This window comes from uncultured Maribacter sp., from assembly GCF_947495965.1.
Classification (GTDB): domain Bacteria; phylum Bacteroidota; class Bacteroidia; order Flavobacteriales; family Flavobacteriaceae; genus Maribacter_B.
The window spans coordinates 96,787-113,822 of sequence record NZ_CANMBB010000006.1 but is presented as its reverse complement, the minus strand read 5'-3'; the positions used below and the strand labels follow the sequence as shown (position 1 = coordinate 113,822).

Below are 17,036 nucleotides of genomic sequence, written 5' to 3'. Positions count from 1 at the left end.
TCAATGAAAACAGGGATGTAATGTGTTATAAACTGCGTTACTTTTACATAAAATAAAATTCCATGAATAGTAAGTCTATTTTTTATCTTTTCTTTTTTTTTATTGTTTTAATAAGTTGTAATTCTAAGCAAAAAAATGCCTCGGATACTTTTGATGATTTAAGTAAGTATCAAGATTACATTTCTGAAGTAAGTCATGGAATAATTTCTGTTAAATCAGATGTTAGAGTCGTATTTAATTCCCCAATAGAAGGTTGGGAGAACGGGTTAGGGTTAGATAAAAGTTTATTTAAAGTTTCTCCTAAAGTAGCAGGTAAAGTAATAGCCTTAGATAACAAGACAATTGCTTTTGTACCAGAGAAAGCATTTAAACAAGATACAGACTATGCTTTTACGTTAGATCTAAAAACTATTTTACCTAATTCTCCAGAGGAGATAAAAGAAATGTCTTTTGGCGTAAAAACAATAAAACAGCAGTTTAATATTTATACAAATGCAATACAGTCTTACTCTAAAGAGTACCAATATATAAACGGGCAATTAAGAAGTTCCGATGTTCTTTCTTTAGAAAATGCTAAAACCTTAGTAAGTATTACACATAAAGGAAAAAAAATAACGCCAAAGTTTGATGGTGGTTTAAAAGAAGGAACTCAGTTTTCTTTTACAATAGACAGCATTCAGCGTTTTGAAGAAGATAGTGAACTTTTAGTTACATGGACAGGAAAAGCCTTAGACATAGAAAGTGCGGGTGAAAATAAAATTTCTATTGCAGGAAAAAATAATTTCACTATTCTGGATGTTACTTTAGATCCTTCAGAGAATCAAATTATAGTATTAAATTTTTCGGATCCAATTAAAAAAAGCCAAAACTTTAAAGGTTTAATAGTTTTACAAGGCGATGATAAACCAAAGTATTCTGTAGATGGTAATGTGTTAAAAATATACCCATCTAAAGAAATGAGTGGAACTGCATTACTAGAAATTTTTGATGGTATTGAAAGTGCAGATGGCTATAAACTAAAATCTAAGTTTACAGAACGTGTGGCTTTTGAAGAAATAAAACCACAAATTAGATTACTATCTAACGGTACTATTTTACCTTCATCTAATAATCTTAAGATTAATTTTGAGGCTGTAAATTTAAAAGCAGTAGACGTTACTGTTCTTAAAATTTATGAAAATAACATACTACAATTTTTACAAAACAATTCTATAAACGGACAAGGTAATTTAAGAAGCGTAGCAAGGCCAATTATTACTAAAAAGATTGATTTAGTAGGTAAATTATCTAATAATAATGGAAAATGGACAGCACATGCTTTAGATTTAAAGTCCATTATTACTCCAGAAGTAGGCGCAATTTATAGAGTAGAATTTACATATAAAGGAACGTATAGTTTATATACCTGTAGTTCTACAAATTTTGAGGCCGAAGATCCAACAGATAGTTTTGATGAAGAACAAGAGAATAGTTCTTGGGATGGGGTTGAAAATTATTATAATGACTATTACTATGATTATAATTGGTCCGAGAGAGAAAACCCATGTAACACATCTTATTATTATAATAAAAAAATTGGTATAAATGTTTTGGCTACAGATATAGGGGTTACAGTAAAAAAAGGCCTTAATAAAAGTTATTTTATTGCCGTAAATGATATTGTAAGCACCAAACCTATTGCTGGCGCAAAAGTTACTTTTTATAATTACCAACAACAAGAAGTAGGAAAAGTTACTACAGATGAAAAAGGAATATCATTTTTAGATTCAGATAAACTAGCCTTTTTTGCAATTGTAGAAAGTAATGGTCAAAAAAATTATATCAAACTTAATGATGGTAATGCGCTTTCTGTAAGTAAGTTTAACGTTTCTGGTGTTCAATTACAAAAAGGAATAAAAGGATTCATTTTTGCAGAAAGAGGAGTTTGGCGCCCTGGAGACAAAATTTATCTTTCTTTTATGCTAAATGATAATGCTAATAAGTTACCAGAAAACCATCCTGTAAAACTAGAACTTTTAGACCCTTATAATAGTATAGTACATAGAGAGGTTAAAACTAATGGCGTAAATAATTTTTACAATTTTAGTTTAAAGACCGATGAGAATGCTGTAACAGGAAATTGGTTAGCTAAAGTATCTGTTGGCGGAGCATCTTTTACAAAGACTCTAAAAATTGAAACCATAAAGCCAAACCGTTTAAAAATAAAAACCGCTTTTGATAAAGAGGTATTGTCTAGTAAATCTCCAGTAGATGGAGAGATAGAAGTAAAATGGCTGCATGGTGCTATAGCTAAAAACTTAAAGGCAGATATAACAGGAAAATTTAATGCAAAGAAAACAACTTTTAAGACTTTTCCTGGGTATGTTTTTGATGATCCTTCACGTAGTTTTTCTAGCGAAGAGCAAGTAGTTTTTAATGGTAAGATTAATGCAGAAGGAAAAGCAAAATTCAATGTTAATCCGCAAGTAACAGCAAAAGCTCCAGGAATGCTAAATGCTGCATTTATTACTAAAGTGTATGAAAATGGAGGAGATTTTAGTACAGATGTTTTTACAAAGCAATACTCTCCTTATAGTACGTATGTTGGATTAAATGCCCCTAAAGGAGATAAAAGAAGAGGAATGCTTTTAACTGATGTTAAGCATAAATTTGAGGTAGTTTCTGTAGATGAAAATGGAAAACCAAAAGCAGCTAAGAACCTCAAAGTTACCATCCATAAAGTAAACTGGAGATGGTGGTGGGATACTTCTGCAGATAACTTATCCTCATATAGTAGTAGCCAGTATAGAGAAGAAATTTTTTCTAAAACAATAAGTACTAGCTCTAATGGAAAAGGTAGTTTTGAGTTTGAATTGAAGTACCCAGACTGGGGGCGTTATTTAGTACGTGTAGAAGATACCAAAGGCGGCCATGCAACAGGTAAAGCAGTATACGTAGACTGGCCAGGTTGGGCAGGAAAATCTAAAAAGAACGACCCATCTGCAGCTACTATGTTGTCTTTTTCAGCGGATAAAGAAAATTATAATGTTGGCGAGAATGCTACGATTTCTTTCCCGAGTTCAGAAGGAGGTAGAGCTTTAGTTACTGTAGAAAATGGAAGCGAAGTTTTAGAATCTCTTTGGGTAGAAACAACCAAAGAAGAAACAAAATTTATCTTGCCTATAACAGAATTATATACACCAAATGTATTTATTCATATTACCCTATTACAACCACATGCAAGCACATTAAATGACAATCCTATTCGTTTATATGGTTTGGTACCAATAGCAGTAGAAAACCCAGAAACAAAGTTAGAGCCAGTAGTTTCTATGCCAGATGTTCTTAGACCAGAAGAAGAAATAAAAGTAACGGTAAAAGAAAACAAAGGAAAAGCTATGACTTATAGTATTGCTATTGTAGATGAAGGATTATTAGATTTAACAAGATTTAAAACTCCAAATCCTTGGAACACCTTTTATGCTAAAGAAGCATTAGGTGTAAAGACTTGGGATGTTTATGATGATGTTATTGGGGCTTTTGGAGGCAAAGTAAATCAGGTTTTTGCAATTGGTGGAGATGATGAGTTAGCTGGCGCAAAAAATAAGAAAGCTAATAGGTTTGAACCTATGGTGGTTCATTTAGGTCCGTTTGAGTTAAAAGCAGGAAAATCCAAATCGCATAAAATTAAAATCCCAAAATATGTAGGTTCTGTGCGTACTATGGTAGTAGCTGGTGATGTAACTAAAGAAGCTTATGGTATTGCAGAAAAAACAACTCCTGTACGTAAACCATTAATGATATTGGCTTCTTTGCCAAGGAAAATTACATCAGGCGAAAAAGTAACATTGCCTGTTACCGTATTTGCTATGGAAAAGAAAATTAAAAATGTTACTTTAAAAATAAAACAAGACAAAGCATTTACCGTAGAAGGCGGAGCATCTCAATCTTTAAGTTTTTCAGAACCAGAGGAGAAGATGGCATATTTTACCCTAAATGTATCCGACTTTAAAGGTATAGGAAAGGTAGTGGTTGAAGCATCTGGTAATGGCGAAAAAGCATCTTTTGAAATTCCTATAGATGTGGTAAACCCTAATCCAATGACTTCTAATACAGAGGCTATTATTCTAGAGGCCAATGCAGAAAAAACAATTTCTATAGAATCTTTTGGAATAAACGGAAGCAACTCTTTAGATGTAGAGTTTTCTACCTTACCAGCAATGAATTTTAATGGGCGTATGCAGCAACTTATTCGCTATCCTCATGGTTGTGTAGAACAGACTACTTCTGGAGCTTTTCCGCAGTTATTTTTAACTTCTATTTTTGATGTTACTTCTAATAAGAAAAAAAGAATTCAGCAAAATATAGAAAGTGCTATTAAAAGATTAGGAGGGTTCCAATTAGCTAACGGAGGTTTAGGCTACTGGCCAGGACAAAAGCAAGCTAATGATTGGGGAACAACTTATGCAGGGCATTTTTTACTAGAAGCAGAAAAAAGAGGTTATGTATTGCCTATAGGGTTTAAATCTAGTTGGGTAGATTATCAAAAACAAATAGCAAAACAGTGGCGTTCTGGAAACACAAGTTCTTCCTTAGCACAAGCGTATCGTTTATATACTTTGGCTCTTTCTGGAAATGCAGATATCGCATCTATGAACAGACTACGAGAAACAAAAGAATTGTCTAATGATACTTACTTTAAACTAGCAGCAGCCTATGCCCAAATAGGGCAAAGCAAAGTTGCTAAAGACTTATTATTAAAGGCTAAATGGGATTTTGTTAAAAGAAAAAATTCATACTACACTTATGGTTCTGCTTTACGTAATAAAGCAATGGCTTTAGAAACGGTTGTTTTAGTACAAGACAAAGTAAAAGCGCAACAACTAGCAAAAGAAATAGCTGGTGTGTTAGCAGAAAAAGAATGGTTAAGCACACAAGAAACAGCTTATAGTTTATTAAGTATGGCAAAATTTGCCGACATGGTAGGTGGTAAAGGTATTAGTACAAGTATTTCTGTAAACGGAAAATCAGATAAAATTAGTACTTCTAAAACATTAGTAAATAGGAATTTTGAAATTAAAAAAGGAGCAAATACAGTAACCATTAAAAACAAAGAGGATAATGCAGTTTATGTTAGTTTAATTACAAATGGAATTTTGCCTGTTGGCCAAGAAAAAGTAATAACGCAAAACCTTAATGCAAATGTGGTGTATAAAAATAGAAATGGGTCTACATTAGAAATAGCAGAAATACAGCAAGGAACAGATTTTGTTGCTGAGGTTACCATTACCAATACATCTACCGCTAAATTAAATGATATGGCAATGTCTCAAATATTTCCAAGTGGTTGGGAAATTGTAAATACAAGATTTACAGATTTTGGAAGTTTTGCAGAGAATAATGTAACCCATACTGATATTAGAGATGACAGGGCTAATTTTTATTTTGATATGAAACCTAAAGAGAGCAAAACGTTTAGAGTATTGTTAAACGCATCCTATTTAGGAACTTATTATTTACCTGGAGTACAAGCAGAAGCTATGTATAATAATGATTATATGGTGCGCACTAAAGGCCAATGGGTAAAGGTTGTGCAGTAATAATTAGAGTATTATAATAAGTAAGAAGACTCGTTTATAGTTATTTTTTCTGAGGCTTTAGCCCACCCTAAAGCCTCTTTTAAAGAAGTAAAAGTTCTTAACGTGGTTGGAACAAAAACTTTTTCTAACATACCATTAAAATAGCCTCTTTTTGTATAACTAACTATGGCGTAACCTTTAATTTTAGCGTTAAATTTTTTAAATTTTAACCAATCAGAAGGGACTACAGAGTAATCATTAATACGGTGGCTAATGTAAATTACTTCTTTTGCCTTATCTCCATAAATACTTTGAAATTCCTCTACTAAAGTTTTTCCTTGCGCTTCCCAAGAAATAACAACATCTTCTTTTATCTCACCAACAATGAAAGTATCGTATAAGTAAAAATCCCCAAAATCATAACTAATAATATGAAGGGGTTTTTTGTAAAAATAATACTCTTTTATTCTTTTCAAAGTATAGTGTTCTGCTGTTCTAATAACAAAAGAAAAAAATGTTTGCGTATATATTACATTTAATCGGCTAAAAACACAAAAACTCTGCCTAATGTAATAGGAAGATTAAAAGATTCAGAAACAACAAAATTTGTAAGACAAAACGTTTTTTAGTTTGTAGTTTTTTCATCTGCTTTTTCAGGTAAAACAGTATCAAAAACAAAAGCACCAATTTCTTTTATTGGCTCATAAAGTATAGATTCTTTTTTAGCATCATCTCCAATAAAATTTAGTGTATTATTCATACGGTCAAAGAATACTAATAAAGCCCCAATAATCACAGCAACTTTTAAAGCTCCAAATAAAGCACCAGCAACTTTATTTAAAAAGCCTAACATAGCAAAATCTGCTACTTTAGTTAATAATTTTCCTGCTATATGTACAAGAACTACTATTGCAATAAAGGTAATTACAAAAGAAGCAACATTCATATAATGTTCATTCCATTGCATATGTTCTGCTAAATAATCGCCAGCTATGTATGAAAAATGTATAGCGCCATAAATTCCTGCAATGAGAGCAATTATAGAGGCAATTTCAACAAAAAGACCATTTTTAAGACCTTTATAAAGCCCCCAAATAAGTACTATTCCTAAAACAATATCTAATATAGCCATGCTTGTTTTGATTTAAGCAAATATAAAACTTTGATTTGTACCTTTGATTTTTTAAAAACAAAAGACTACAGATTAAAAATTAAATAATGTCTAGAGATATAGAGTTAAAAGAACGTTGGCAAAATTTAGTAGAAAAACTTTCTACACAGTTTGCAGAAGGAGATACCTTAGATTTAGATGCCATTATTTATTTAATAGGGATACAGGAATTAGGGCAATATGATAAGACGTATAAGAAAGATGAAAAATTAAACTTAATGCACATAGCCATTTGCAGATTGCTTGAACCTTATGGGTATTATAAGTTCGATTTTTTTGATGAAGAAGGTTGGCCTCATTATATTGTTGTAGAAGAATTACCAGCTTTAAAAGCTGGAGAACAATCGGTATTGATGAAAGAAGCAATTGTTGGCTATTTTTTAGAGAAAAATTATATAGCATAAATTGTTACGTAGGATGACTTCGTACTTATGAAAAATAAAGTTGTACAGTTTATAAAAAAGCATCCAAAGAAATTAGTTCTAGTATGTGTTCTATGTATTGCGTATTACTTTTGCCTTCCTGAGGTTTTATTTAGTTCTCCTAAAGCTACAGTAATAAAAAGTAATGATAAGGTTTTAATAGGAGCCACTATTGCAGCAGATGGGCAATGGCGGTTTCCAAAAGTAGATAGTGTTCCTTATAAATTTAAAACCTGTATTCTTGAGTTTGAAGATGCTTATTTTTATAAACACCCTGGCTTTAACCCTGTTTCAATGGCTAAGGCTATTAAAACAAATTTATTAGCAGGTAAAACCCTCCGTGGAGGTAGTACAATTACCCAACAAGTGATACGCTTAGCCAGAGAGAATAAGAAACGGTCTTACCTAGAAAAGTTAATAGAGTTAGTTTGGGCAACAAGATTAGAGTTAAGACATTCTAAAAAAGAAATTTTAGAATTGTATACTAGTAATGCTCCATTTGGTGGTAATGTAGTAGGTTTAGAAGTAGCTTCTTGGCGTTACTATGGTTTACAATCTCATCAATTATCATGGGCACAATCTGCTACTTTAGCGGTGCTGCCAAACGCTCCAAGTTTAATTTACCCAGGAAAAAATCAAGAACAATTATTATTTAAAAGGAACCGACTTTTAAAAAAATTATTGAATACAGGTGTTTTAGACAAAACTACCTATGAATTAGCACTATTAGAAGAATTACCAAAAAAGCCGTATGCTTTACCGCAAATTGCTCCACATTTAGTACAAGAAATAACAAAAAATAATAACGGGAAATGTGTAGTAACCTCTATAGATAGGACATTGCAACAAAATGCAAATAGGATTCTAGAGAAGCATTACCAAAGATTAAAACAAAATTTAGTGCATAACGCTGCAATTTTAGTTTTAGAAGTAAAGACTAGAAAAGTCTTAGCTTATGTTGGGAACACACCAACTACAAAAGAATACCAAAAAGATGTTAATATAATTAGAGCAAATAGAAGTACAGGTAGTGTTATTAAGCCTTTGCTATATACTGCAATGTTAGATGCAGGAGAGCTATTACCAGAAATGTTAGTGCCAGACGTACCTACACAAATTGCCGGGTACACACCAGAAAATTTTAATGAAGATTATAGTGGAGCCGTAACTGCAAAAAAAGCACTAGCACGCTCTTTAAACATACCTGCGGTTCGCTTATTACAGTCTTATGGTTTAGAAAAGTTTAGAGACCAACTTAACTATTTTAATTTGGGAGGAGTTAATAAATCTGCGGACCATTATGGGTTAACTTTAATTTTAGGAGGTGCAGAAAGTAATTTGTGGGATTTATGCAAGACCTATGCAAATTTAGCTTCTACAGTAAATCATTTTAACGAGACTTCTAGTGAGTATTATAAAAATGAATTTGTAGAACCAATTATAAAACAGGAAGATTCTATAAATTTTGGAGAGCTTACTAAGGAGAAAAATAGTTTTGATGCTGCAAGTATTTATTTAGCCTTTGAAGCTATGAAAGAGGTAAATAGGCCAGAAGGGAGTGAGTCTTGGGAGTTTTATGATAGTAGTAAAGAAGTAGCATGGAAAACCGGGACTAGCTATGGTAATAAAGATGCTTGGGCTATTGGGGTAACTAAAGATTATGTGGTTGGTGTTTGGGCAGGCAATGCAGATGGGGAAGGAAGACCAAACCATACTGGAGTACATAGTGCAGCTCCTATTTTATTTGATGTTTTTGATGTGCTACCAAAATCGGACTGGTTTTTAAAGCCTCTAGATGCATTTGTAGATGTTAATATTTGTTCTAAAAGTGGGTATTTAGCAACACCTATTTGTCCCACAAAAACTATTTCTATTCCAAATAAAGAAAATAAAATTAAGGTATGCTCTTATCATAAAAACATACAATTAGATGCTAAGAAACAATTTAGGGTAAATTCTTCCTGCGCAGATTTATCTACTACTATAACAGAATCTTGGTTTGTATTACCACCCTTAATGGAGTTTTATTATAAAAAAACGCATCTTGATTATAGAATACTCCCAAGCTTTAAAAGGGCATGCAAGCCAACAAATGTTTCTCCTATGCAGTTTATTTACCCAAAGGATGGAAACAGAATTACGCTTACTAAAGGTTTTAATGGGGAAAAGGGAGAACTTATTTTAAAGCTAGCGCACTCTAAACAAGAAACACCAGTGTATTGGTATGTAGATGAAGAGTTTATAAAAGAAACAACTAATTTTCATGAAATTGGAATTATTCCTTCAGAAGGAAAACACAAAATTACAGTTTTAGATGCTTTAGGAAATGAAGCAATAATACATATTACTGTAGAGTAAATTTAATCTAACTTATCGGTAAGTGCAGTAAATATTTTTTTTGGGTTTCTACCTTTATACAATACTTCATAAACAGCATCTATAATAGGGGTTCCAGATTCTTTATTAATTTTTTGCATTAGTAAATGTGCACTTTTGGTAGCGTAATATCCTTCTGCCACCATACTCATTTCCATCATGGCACTTTTTACAGTATACCCTTTACCAATCATATTACCAAACATACGGTTACGGCTAAAAGTAGAATACCCAGTAACTAACAAATCGCCTAAATAAGCAGAATTGTTAATGTTTCTTTTCATTTTATGTACACGCTTAATAAAGCGTTTCATTTCTCTAATAGAGTTACTCATAAGAACACTCTGAAAGTTGTCTCCATAACCAAGACCATGAGAAATCCCTGCTGCAATTGCATAAATATTTTTTAACATAGCAGCGTATTCTGTACCTATAATATCGTCCGATATTTTAGTTTTTATGTAATGACTTTTTAAGTTTTCTGCTACAATTGTCGCCTTTTCCTGGTCTGCACAAGCAATAGTTAAATAAGATAGCCTCTCTAAGGCTACCTCTTCTGCATGGCAAGGACCAGTTAAAACACCAATATTTTCAAAAGGGATAGCGTACTTTTCATGAAAATGCTCTCCAACAATTAACCCAGTTTCAGGAACAATTCCTTTTATAGCAGAAAAAACAATTTTATTTTCTAATGAGACGGTAAGCTTTTGCAATTCACTATCTAAAAAAGCAGACGGAATAGCAAATAACAATAAATCTGCATTAGAAATAGCTTCGTTTATATCTGAAGTTAATTGTAGTTGATCCAAGTGAAATTCTACAGAACTTAAATAGTTAGGATTATGTTTTTCAGTTTTAATATGAGCAATAGCATCTTCATTACGCATATACCAAATAACCTGATCTTGGTTTTCGGTTAGCATCTTAACAATAGCTGTTGCCCAACTTCCCCCTCCTAAAACTGCAAATTTCATTTGTTTGTACATTATAGTATTAATGTTCCAAAATTACCAAAATTTAAGGAGCTTTCTATAGTACAATAGAAGCATTGTAAATTTTTTGGCATGAGGTTTGTTTTGTATTAAAGGAATTTAAAATAGTTAAAAGATGAAAGCAGTAAAATTACTTATGGGATTTATATTAGTAGGAACCTTACTTTCTTCTTGTTATGCAGAAGTATTAATAGAAGATGAATTTATAGACGAGCCAATTTATACCACCAATCAGGTGTTACAATCTTATGACTTATGGTATATAGATATTAATGCTACCAAGGGTAATGGCGAAGTTCCTTTTTTACAAAGAGCATTTACAGTTTCATTTAAAAATGGAAAAATGTATGCTAATAATAATATTGTAGGTATTGGCAATACAGGAAATGGTTTTGGAATTCCTGTAGGTTATTATGACGGCTATAGTGGTGCGGTAGATATAGATCATGTTGTGGATGGTTCTTGGATATTAGAGGTGCTTACAGTTAATAATAATACCATAGAATTGTATGATGCTGGATCTAGAACATCTTACTTTTTAAAAGGATATTATACAGATACGTTTGATTATGATTATGTGTTTTATGATAACATAAATTACTTTTTACAAGAGTATGATGCTTGGGAAAAAAGTTATACTAGTGAAGAAGGAGCTATAAACGATTTTGATGAAGAGAATTTTTTACAGTTTTTACCAGACTTTTTTAGATCTTCTATAGATAAAAATGGAACCTCTATTTCTAGATTACAATGGGATTTTGAAGGAGATTATCAGGTGTATAACATAGAAAACGATGAAACGCTTAAAACTTTAACACTTGCATATGATTTCATGGGCAATGATTACTTTGAACTATACGTTATTAATGATAGTACTATAGAGCTTTATCACCCAGATAGTAAAACGGTTTATGAGTTTACAGGAAAAGGATATCAGCAGTACTTAAAGTCGGGTAAAAACTCGGTAAGTAAAAAGAGAGAAAAGACTTCGAACCCCACAATGCATGTAAAACGAAGTAGAAAAATAAAATAATAAGAGAAAAGTATTAAATTCTCTTTCAAGAATTTTTGGTTGGTTATTTAGTTAAGAACCGCTTTAAGCAATATGTTTAAGGCGGTTTTTTATTTATATAATTCCTAATGGATTGTTATTAAGAACATTAAGAAGTTTAAATTTTTAATAAAAAACCGCTATATCTTTAATTATTAAACAGTTTAAGGTGTTCCAAAAGAATTTGTTCTATTTTTGCGCCCTTAAATTAGTGATATGAAAAAGTATCTTAATCTTTTCGACTTTAAACAAAAAGTAGATTATAAAACAGAAATACTTTCTGGATTAACAGTAGCCTTAGCATTAGTTCCAGAAGCAATTGCTTTTGCATTAATTCCGGGATTTTCTCCATTAACAGGGCTTTATGCCGCTTTTGTATTGGCATTAATTACCTCTATTTTTGGAGGTAGACCAGGAATGATATCTGGAGCAACTGGTGCTGTTGCAGTTGTTTTTATTGGCCTTATTTTAGAATTAAAAAGAAACTTTCCAGGAATAGAGCCAGAGTCAATTCTTAATTATGTCTTTGCAACCGTAATTATTGCAGGAGTATTACAAATATTAGCTGGTGTTTTGCGCTTAGGGAAATTTATAAGACTAGTACCGCATCCTGTAATGTTTGGTTTTGTAAACGGTTTGGCTATAATTATATTCATGGCGCAGTTTCCTAATTTTTATCAAAAAGGAACAGACAGTCTTTTAGAAGGCAGTTCTATGTATATAATGCTAGGATTAACGCTTTTGACCATGTTAATAATTTGGGGGTTACCTAAATTAACAAAAGCAGTACCTTCTTCTTTAGTGGCAATTATAGTAGTTTCTGCAATTGTTTTAGGCTTTGGTATAGACACGCTTACTGTGGCAGATACTATGAAAGAAGGAGAATCTATAAAAGGTGGTTTTCCTCCTATTTCTATTCCTAATATTCCATTCACGTTAGAAACTATCAAAATTATTTTCCCATATGCTGCAATTGTGGCTGGTGTAGGTTTAATAGAGAGTTTACTAACCTTAAATATTATTGATGAAATTACAGATACCAGAGGTAGTGGTAATAAAGAGTGTGTAGCACAAGGAACCGCAAATATACTTTCTGGGTTTTTATCCGGAATGGGTGGTTGTGCAATGATTGGGCAAAGTTTAATTAACACTTCTTCTGGAGCAAGAGCACGTTTATCAGGTATTACTGCTGCAGTAATGTTATTGGTGTTTATTATGTTTGGTTCTAATCTAATAGAACAATTACCAATGGCTGCTTTAGTAGGTTTAATGTTTATGGTTGCTATAGGTACTTTTGAATGGGCAAGTTTTAAAACGTTTAGAAAAATGCCAAACTCAGACGTTATAGTAATGGTATTAGTTACTTTAATTACTGCAATAACCCACAACCTTGCAGTAGCTGTTTTATTAGGAGTAATAATATCTGCATTGGCATATTCTTGGGAAAATGCAAAACGTATTAGAGCAAGAAAACATGTAGATGATAATGGTGTAAAGCACTATGAAATTTTTGGTCCTTTATTTTTTGGTTCTACAACACTTTTTAATGAAAAGTTTGATGTACAAGGAGATCCTGATGAAATTATTATAGATTTTAAAGATAGTAGAGTAGCAGATATGTCTGGTATAGAAGCTTTAAATAAGCTTACGGAGCGCTACCAAAAAGTAGGTAAAAAAGTACATCTAAGACATTTAAGTAAAGATTGTATACGCTTACTTAAAAATGCCGATGATATTATTGATGTTAATGTTTTAGAGGACCCTACTTATAAAGTGGTTGCTAAGTAAGGCTTATTAAGTATTAAAAAAAGCGCGGTAAAAGATTATTCTTTACTGCGCTTTTTTAGTTTGTTTTACCGAACTCCCGTGGCAATTTTACTATCTCTTGTAGTATTATATTTTTTAAATAAATAATCTATCTTCTTTTTGTACTTTGGAATGTTTATTAAATTTTTCTCTTCATTTTCCGTTGGGTTTTCTTTAAGATTAAAAAGAGCATAAGGTGTTCTAGTTTTATCGGTTTTATCCTTTTTGTCTACTTTTATAATTAGCTTATAATTATTTTCTGTAATTATTACTTCTTTAGCGGTTCCGCTTTGTAGCATTAAAAAAGGATGTGGATTTGCTGTTGACTCACCTAAAAGTAAAGGAAGTAAAGTAGAGGAGTCTAAAGCATTATTTGGGTTTATTTTCTGCTTTGTAACATCTGCTAATGTAGCCAATATATCTAGACCAATAATTGGAACATCAGATTTAGAATTTGGTTTTATCTTATTTGGCCATGAAGCAATAAAAGGAACACGATGACCACCTTCATAACAAAGATTTTTATGCCCACGGTACATACTGCTAGAATTATGATTAGCCTTTAGTGTATTAGGAGTGTGTAAACCACCGTTGTCAGAGGTTATAATTATTAAAGTGTTATCATATAGGTTCTTTTTCTTTAAAGTTTGTACAAGCATTTCTATTTGAATATCTAGCTCTTTAACTAGGTCTAAATGATTAGAAGGAGTTGTGCCAGCAACTTTTTTGCCATTTAATTCTCTAGATGGGGTATGTGGTAAATGCACTGCTTGGGTAGAGTAAAATATAAAGAAAGGCTTTTCGGCTTTTCTACTTTCAATATAAGAGACTGCTTTATTAGCTAAAACGCCACCAATTTTATGAGGATCCCAATTGCTATCCCCTAAACCTTCTAACTTATCTAATTTCACCCCTATTTTATTCATTTTCTCTTGCGAAATAAAACTAATTTTAGAATCGTTTTCTAAAGGCATTAATTTTCCATTTTCATAAACTGCATAAGGAGAAGCCTGTATTCCTGCAGCTAAGGTTACACTATAATCAAAACCGTTAGATTGTGGCCCTCCAGAAACAATTTTACTAATATCTACTTCGGTTTCTGGTTTATTTCTTGGACCTCTATATATTTTGGTAGGATCTCTTTTTGTATAATAATTACCTCCTAAATGCCATTTGCCTAAAAATGCAGTTTGGTAACCAGCATTTTTCATAAGTTTTCCTAGTGTAAGTTGTTTTGGCTTAATTGGAGATTCTTGGTAAGCACCCCAAACTCCCCACGGAAAGTCGCTTCGGTAACAATGATTTCCTGTCATTATAGCATAACGAGAGGGAGCGCATAATGCAGCAGGAGAATGTGCATTAGTAAAAACCATTCCATTATTAACTAACTTATCAATAGTTGGAGTTTTAACTATGACTTTATCAGAATACATTTTTCTGTAATAAGAAATATCTCCTACCCCAATATCATCTGCTAAAACAACTATAACATTTGGTTTTTCTTGAGCTTTAGCAAGAGTGGACAATATTAAAACACCTAAAAGGTATACGTTTTTAATTTTCATGAATAATGTTTATTTAAAATAGGTTGGGTATATATTTTTTAAGCTTAAAGTATCGCCAGTATTTTTTTGCCATTCTAAAAAAGCGCTCCCTAATTTTTTTATTTTGGAGATAGATTTTTTCTCGGAAATAATATTATTGGTTTCCCAAGGGTCTATTTTTAGATTGTATAATTCAGACGCCTTTGTTTTGGGGTAAAGTATAAGTTTATAATTGTCTGCAACAATAGCTCTTTGGTCATTAAACATGGCTAAATAGATAGAGCTATAAGGGCTTGGTTTTACTTTGTTTTTAATTTGTGGCGTTAAGGAATTAAATTCTATATACTCAGGAATTTTAATTCCCGCTAGCTCTAAAATTGTAGGGTAAATATCTTGTAAGTAAATACGTTGACTTCTTTTAGTGTTTTTTGGTATTCCAGGACCCATAATTATTAATGGAGCCTTTGCGCTAATATCATAAAGGCATACTTTACCAGCAACGCCATTTTCACCAAAACTTATTCCATGATCAGACATAAATACAATTATAGAGTTATCATAGATTCCGTTTTTCTTTAATGCAGTTATAATGTCTCCAATACGATCATCCATATGGGTTACCATTGCATTGTTTTGTTGGTAACGCTTTTTCATTGTTTTTAGGTTTAAAGGAGCTGTGGTATAGTTGTATTTTATATGAGGATGTAAAGGACCTGCTTTAACACTAGGAGGAAGTTCAATGTCTTCTATAGGGTACATGTCGTAGTATTTTTGCTCTGTTTGCCTTGGTACATGTGGCGCATTCAATGCTGTATATAAAAAAAATGGCTTTTTGTTTTTAGCAGCCTCGTTAATGAATGCTATAGATTCTTCGCCAACAACATCTGTATAATGCCCTTTAGTACTTATGTAGGTTTTTAATTGGCCAGGTAGTATAGTTCCATAATGATCAAAAGTGTTTTTAGGAGATTTTCCTAAAGCATGCCATTTTCCTGTAAAATAAGTTTCGTAACCAGCATTTTTTAAACGCTCTGTTAGTGAAAGACCTGGAACATTTTTCGCTGTAATTTTAGATGCCTTCCAAAGATATGTACCATTAAATAACATAGTTCTACTAGGTATACAAACAGCTGGAGACCAGCATCCCATATTGTATGCATTAGTAAAATAGACTCCGGATTTTGCTATTTTATCAATGTTAGGGGTTTTTATAGTACCAAAATCATAGGCGCCTACAGCAACATTACTTTGATCATCAGATTCTATTACTATAATATTATATTGTCCTATTACTACAAAATGAAAAAGTAGAACAGATATAGTTAAAACTAGCTTACACATTTTTTTATTTTTTATTGATTATAATGTCAGATTTTTTCCCAATAAACTTTAATAGAATCTAGAGTTTATGTAGGTAATTATGGCAATACTAAAGTGAATACCAAATCCTAATTTTATAATGTAATATATTTTGAGAGTAAAACTACTTATATATAGTGGTAAGTATTGCTACATATGATCTATAAGTTAGTACAGTTGTTTATAGAAAGGAAAGTATAATGGAACTAAAAATAAAAGAGCCACCTAATTAGGTGGCTCTTTTATTATATATTTTTGAACGTTTTTATAATGTTCTTAGGTATTCTAAAATAGACCTAGCATCACCTTCGCTAAGATTTTGATTAATCATTATTGCGTTATTATACTCTTTTAGTAAAGCCTGTGCAATAGGATCTTCTTTTATCATTTTATCTGGGTTTAAAATCATATTCATTACCCATTCTGGACTTCTGCGTTCTAAAACACCTTCTAAAGCAGGTCCAATCATACGTTTATCTACCATATGGCAAGCAGTACAAACTGTTTTAAATTTTTCTTCGCCAGCAGTAGCCATATCTGTATTAATATCAGTATCAAGTGTTATAGAAGTAATTGGCCCTACACCTTTATTACTTAAATCTACAGGTACTTCTTGAGTCTCTGTGGTAGTTTTTGCTTCTGTTTTGGTTCTGTTCATTTCAAAACCAGGTTTTTTCTCTTCTTTTTTCTCTCCGCAGCTTACAATTAAGGCTCCTAATGCTAAAATGCTGAATATTTTTTTCATTGTTTTGTTTGA

Annotated in this window: 11 protein-coding genes; 5 read left to right on the top strand and 6 right to left on the bottom strand. The window is 31.9% G+C overall.

The annotated features are described in order from the left end of the window. Positions 1-62: 62 nt before the first annotated feature. Positions 63-5,579: an MG2 domain-containing protein gene (locus tag Q0820_RS12585; RefSeq protein ID WP_298487997.1), complete on the top strand. Its 5,517-nt coding sequence runs from the start codon at positions 63-65 to the stop codon at positions 5,577-5,579. A gap of 11 nt (positions 5,580-5,590) precedes the next feature. Here Q0820_RS12585 and Q0820_RS12580 read toward each other — a convergent pair whose 3' ends face one another. Together Q0820_RS12580 and Q0820_RS12575 are read right to left on the bottom strand one after the other, a co-directional pair. Further along, entirely contained in the window at positions 5,591-6,034 is a 444-nt protein-coding gene (locus tag Q0820_RS12580; RefSeq protein ID WP_298487996.1) for a hypothetical protein, read from the bottom strand. Between the two features lie 149 nt (positions 6,035-6,183). Continuing rightward, positions 6,184-6,690 (bottom strand): CvpA family protein, encoded by a 507-nt coding sequence (locus Q0820_RS12575; RefSeq protein ID WP_298487995.1) that lies wholly within the window; start codon positions 6,688-6,690, stop codon positions 6,184-6,186. Positions 6,691-6,776: 86 nt separating this feature from the next. On the opposite strand from Q0820_RS12575, the gene Q0820_RS12570 reads away from it, so the two are divergent. Continuing rightward, on the top strand, positions 6,777-7,133 hold the full coding sequence (locus Q0820_RS12570; protein ID WP_298487994.1) for a hypothetical protein: 357 nt from the start codon (positions 6,777-6,779) through the stop codon (positions 7,131-7,133). A 27-nt stretch (positions 7,134-7,160) separates the two neighbouring features. After that, on the top strand, positions 7,161-9,509 hold the full coding sequence (pbpC, locus tag Q0820_RS12565; RefSeq protein ID WP_298487993.1) for a penicillin-binding protein 1C: 2,349 nt from the start codon (positions 7,161-7,163) through the stop codon (positions 9,507-9,509). Positions 9,510-9,511: 2 nt separating this feature from the next. Here pbpC and Q0820_RS12560 read toward each other — a convergent pair whose 3' ends face one another. Beyond that, positions 9,512-10,513, bottom strand: a complete 1,002-nt coding sequence (locus tag Q0820_RS12560) for an NAD(P)H-dependent glycerol-3-phosphate dehydrogenase (protein WP_298487992.1) — start codon at positions 10,511-10,513, stop codon at positions 9,512-9,514. Between the two features lie 121 nt (positions 10,514-10,634). Here Q0820_RS12560 and Q0820_RS12555 point away from each other — a divergent pair, with 121 nt between their 5' ends. Continuing rightward, a complete protein-coding gene (locus tag Q0820_RS12555; RefSeq protein ID WP_298487991.1) occupies positions 10,635-11,552 on the top strand; it encodes a nicotinic acid mononucleotide adenyltransferase in 918 nt (305 codons plus the stop codon). 234 nt (positions 11,553-11,786) lie between these two features. After that, positions 11,787-13,358: a SulP family inorganic anion transporter gene (locus tag Q0820_RS12550; protein ID WP_298487990.1), complete on the top strand. Its 1,572-nt coding sequence runs from the start codon at positions 11,787-11,789 to the stop codon at positions 13,356-13,358. A 65-nt stretch (positions 13,359-13,423) separates the two neighbouring features. Here Q0820_RS12550 and Q0820_RS12545 read toward each other — a convergent pair whose 3' ends face one another. From Q0820_RS12545 to Q0820_RS12535, 3 genes are all read right to left on the bottom strand, one after another. Beyond that, complete coding sequence (locus tag Q0820_RS12545) at positions 13,424-14,941, bottom strand: arylsulfatase (RefSeq protein WP_298487989.1); 1,518 nt, start codon at positions 14,939-14,941, stop codon at positions 13,424-13,426. A 9-nt stretch (positions 14,942-14,950) separates the two neighbouring features. After that, on the bottom strand, positions 14,951-16,261 hold the full coding sequence (locus tag Q0820_RS12540; RefSeq protein ID WP_298487988.1) for a sulfatase-like hydrolase/transferase: 1,311 nt from the start codon (positions 16,259-16,261) through the stop codon (positions 14,951-14,953). A 283-nt stretch (positions 16,262-16,544) separates the two neighbouring features. Beyond that, a complete protein-coding gene (locus Q0820_RS12535) occupies positions 16,545-17,024 on the bottom strand; it encodes a c-type cytochrome (protein ID WP_298487987.1) in 480 nt (159 codons plus the stop codon). Between the last annotated feature and the right edge of the window lie 12 nt (positions 17,025-17,036).

What these genes read in the sequence shown, in the direction of transcription:
- Q0820_RS12570 (WP_298487994.1), top strand. Translation starts at nt 6,777, where the DNA reads ATGTCTAGAGATATAGAGTTAAAAGAACGTTGGCAAAATTTAGTAGAA.
- Q0820_RS12550 (WP_298487990.1), top strand. Translation starts at nt 11,787, where the DNA reads ATGAAAAAGTATCTTAATCTTTTCGACTTTAAACAAAAAGTAGATTAT.
- Q0820_RS12560 (WP_298487992.1), bottom strand. Translation starts at nt 10,513, where the DNA reads ATGTACAAACAAATGAAATTTGCAGTTTTAGGAGGGGGAAGTTGGGCA.
- Q0820_RS12545 (WP_298487989.1), bottom strand. Translation starts at nt 14,941, where the DNA reads ATGAAAATTAAAAACGTATACCTTTTAGGTGTTTTAATATTGTCCACT.
- pbpC (WP_298487993.1), top strand. Translation starts at nt 7,161, where the DNA reads ATGAAAAATAAAGTTGTACAGTTTATAAAAAAGCATCCAAAGAAATTA.
- Q0820_RS12585 (WP_298487997.1), top strand. Translation starts at nt 63, where the DNA reads ATGAATAGTAAGTCTATTTTTTATCTTTTCTTTTTTTTTATTGTTTTA.
- Q0820_RS12540 (WP_298487988.1), bottom strand. Translation starts at nt 16,261, where the DNA reads ATGTGTAAGCTAGTTTTAACTATATCTGTTCTACTTTTTCATTTTGTA.
- Q0820_RS12555 (WP_298487991.1), top strand. Translation starts at nt 10,635, where the DNA reads ATGAAAGCAGTAAAATTACTTATGGGATTTATATTAGTAGGAACCTTA.
- Q0820_RS12535 (WP_298487987.1), bottom strand. Translation starts at nt 17,024, where the DNA reads ATGAAAAAAATATTCAGCATTTTAGCATTAGGAGCCTTAATTGTAAGC.
- Q0820_RS12575 (WP_298487995.1), bottom strand. Translation starts at nt 6,690, where the DNA reads ATGGCTATATTAGATATTGTTTTAGGAATAGTACTTATTTGGGGGCTT.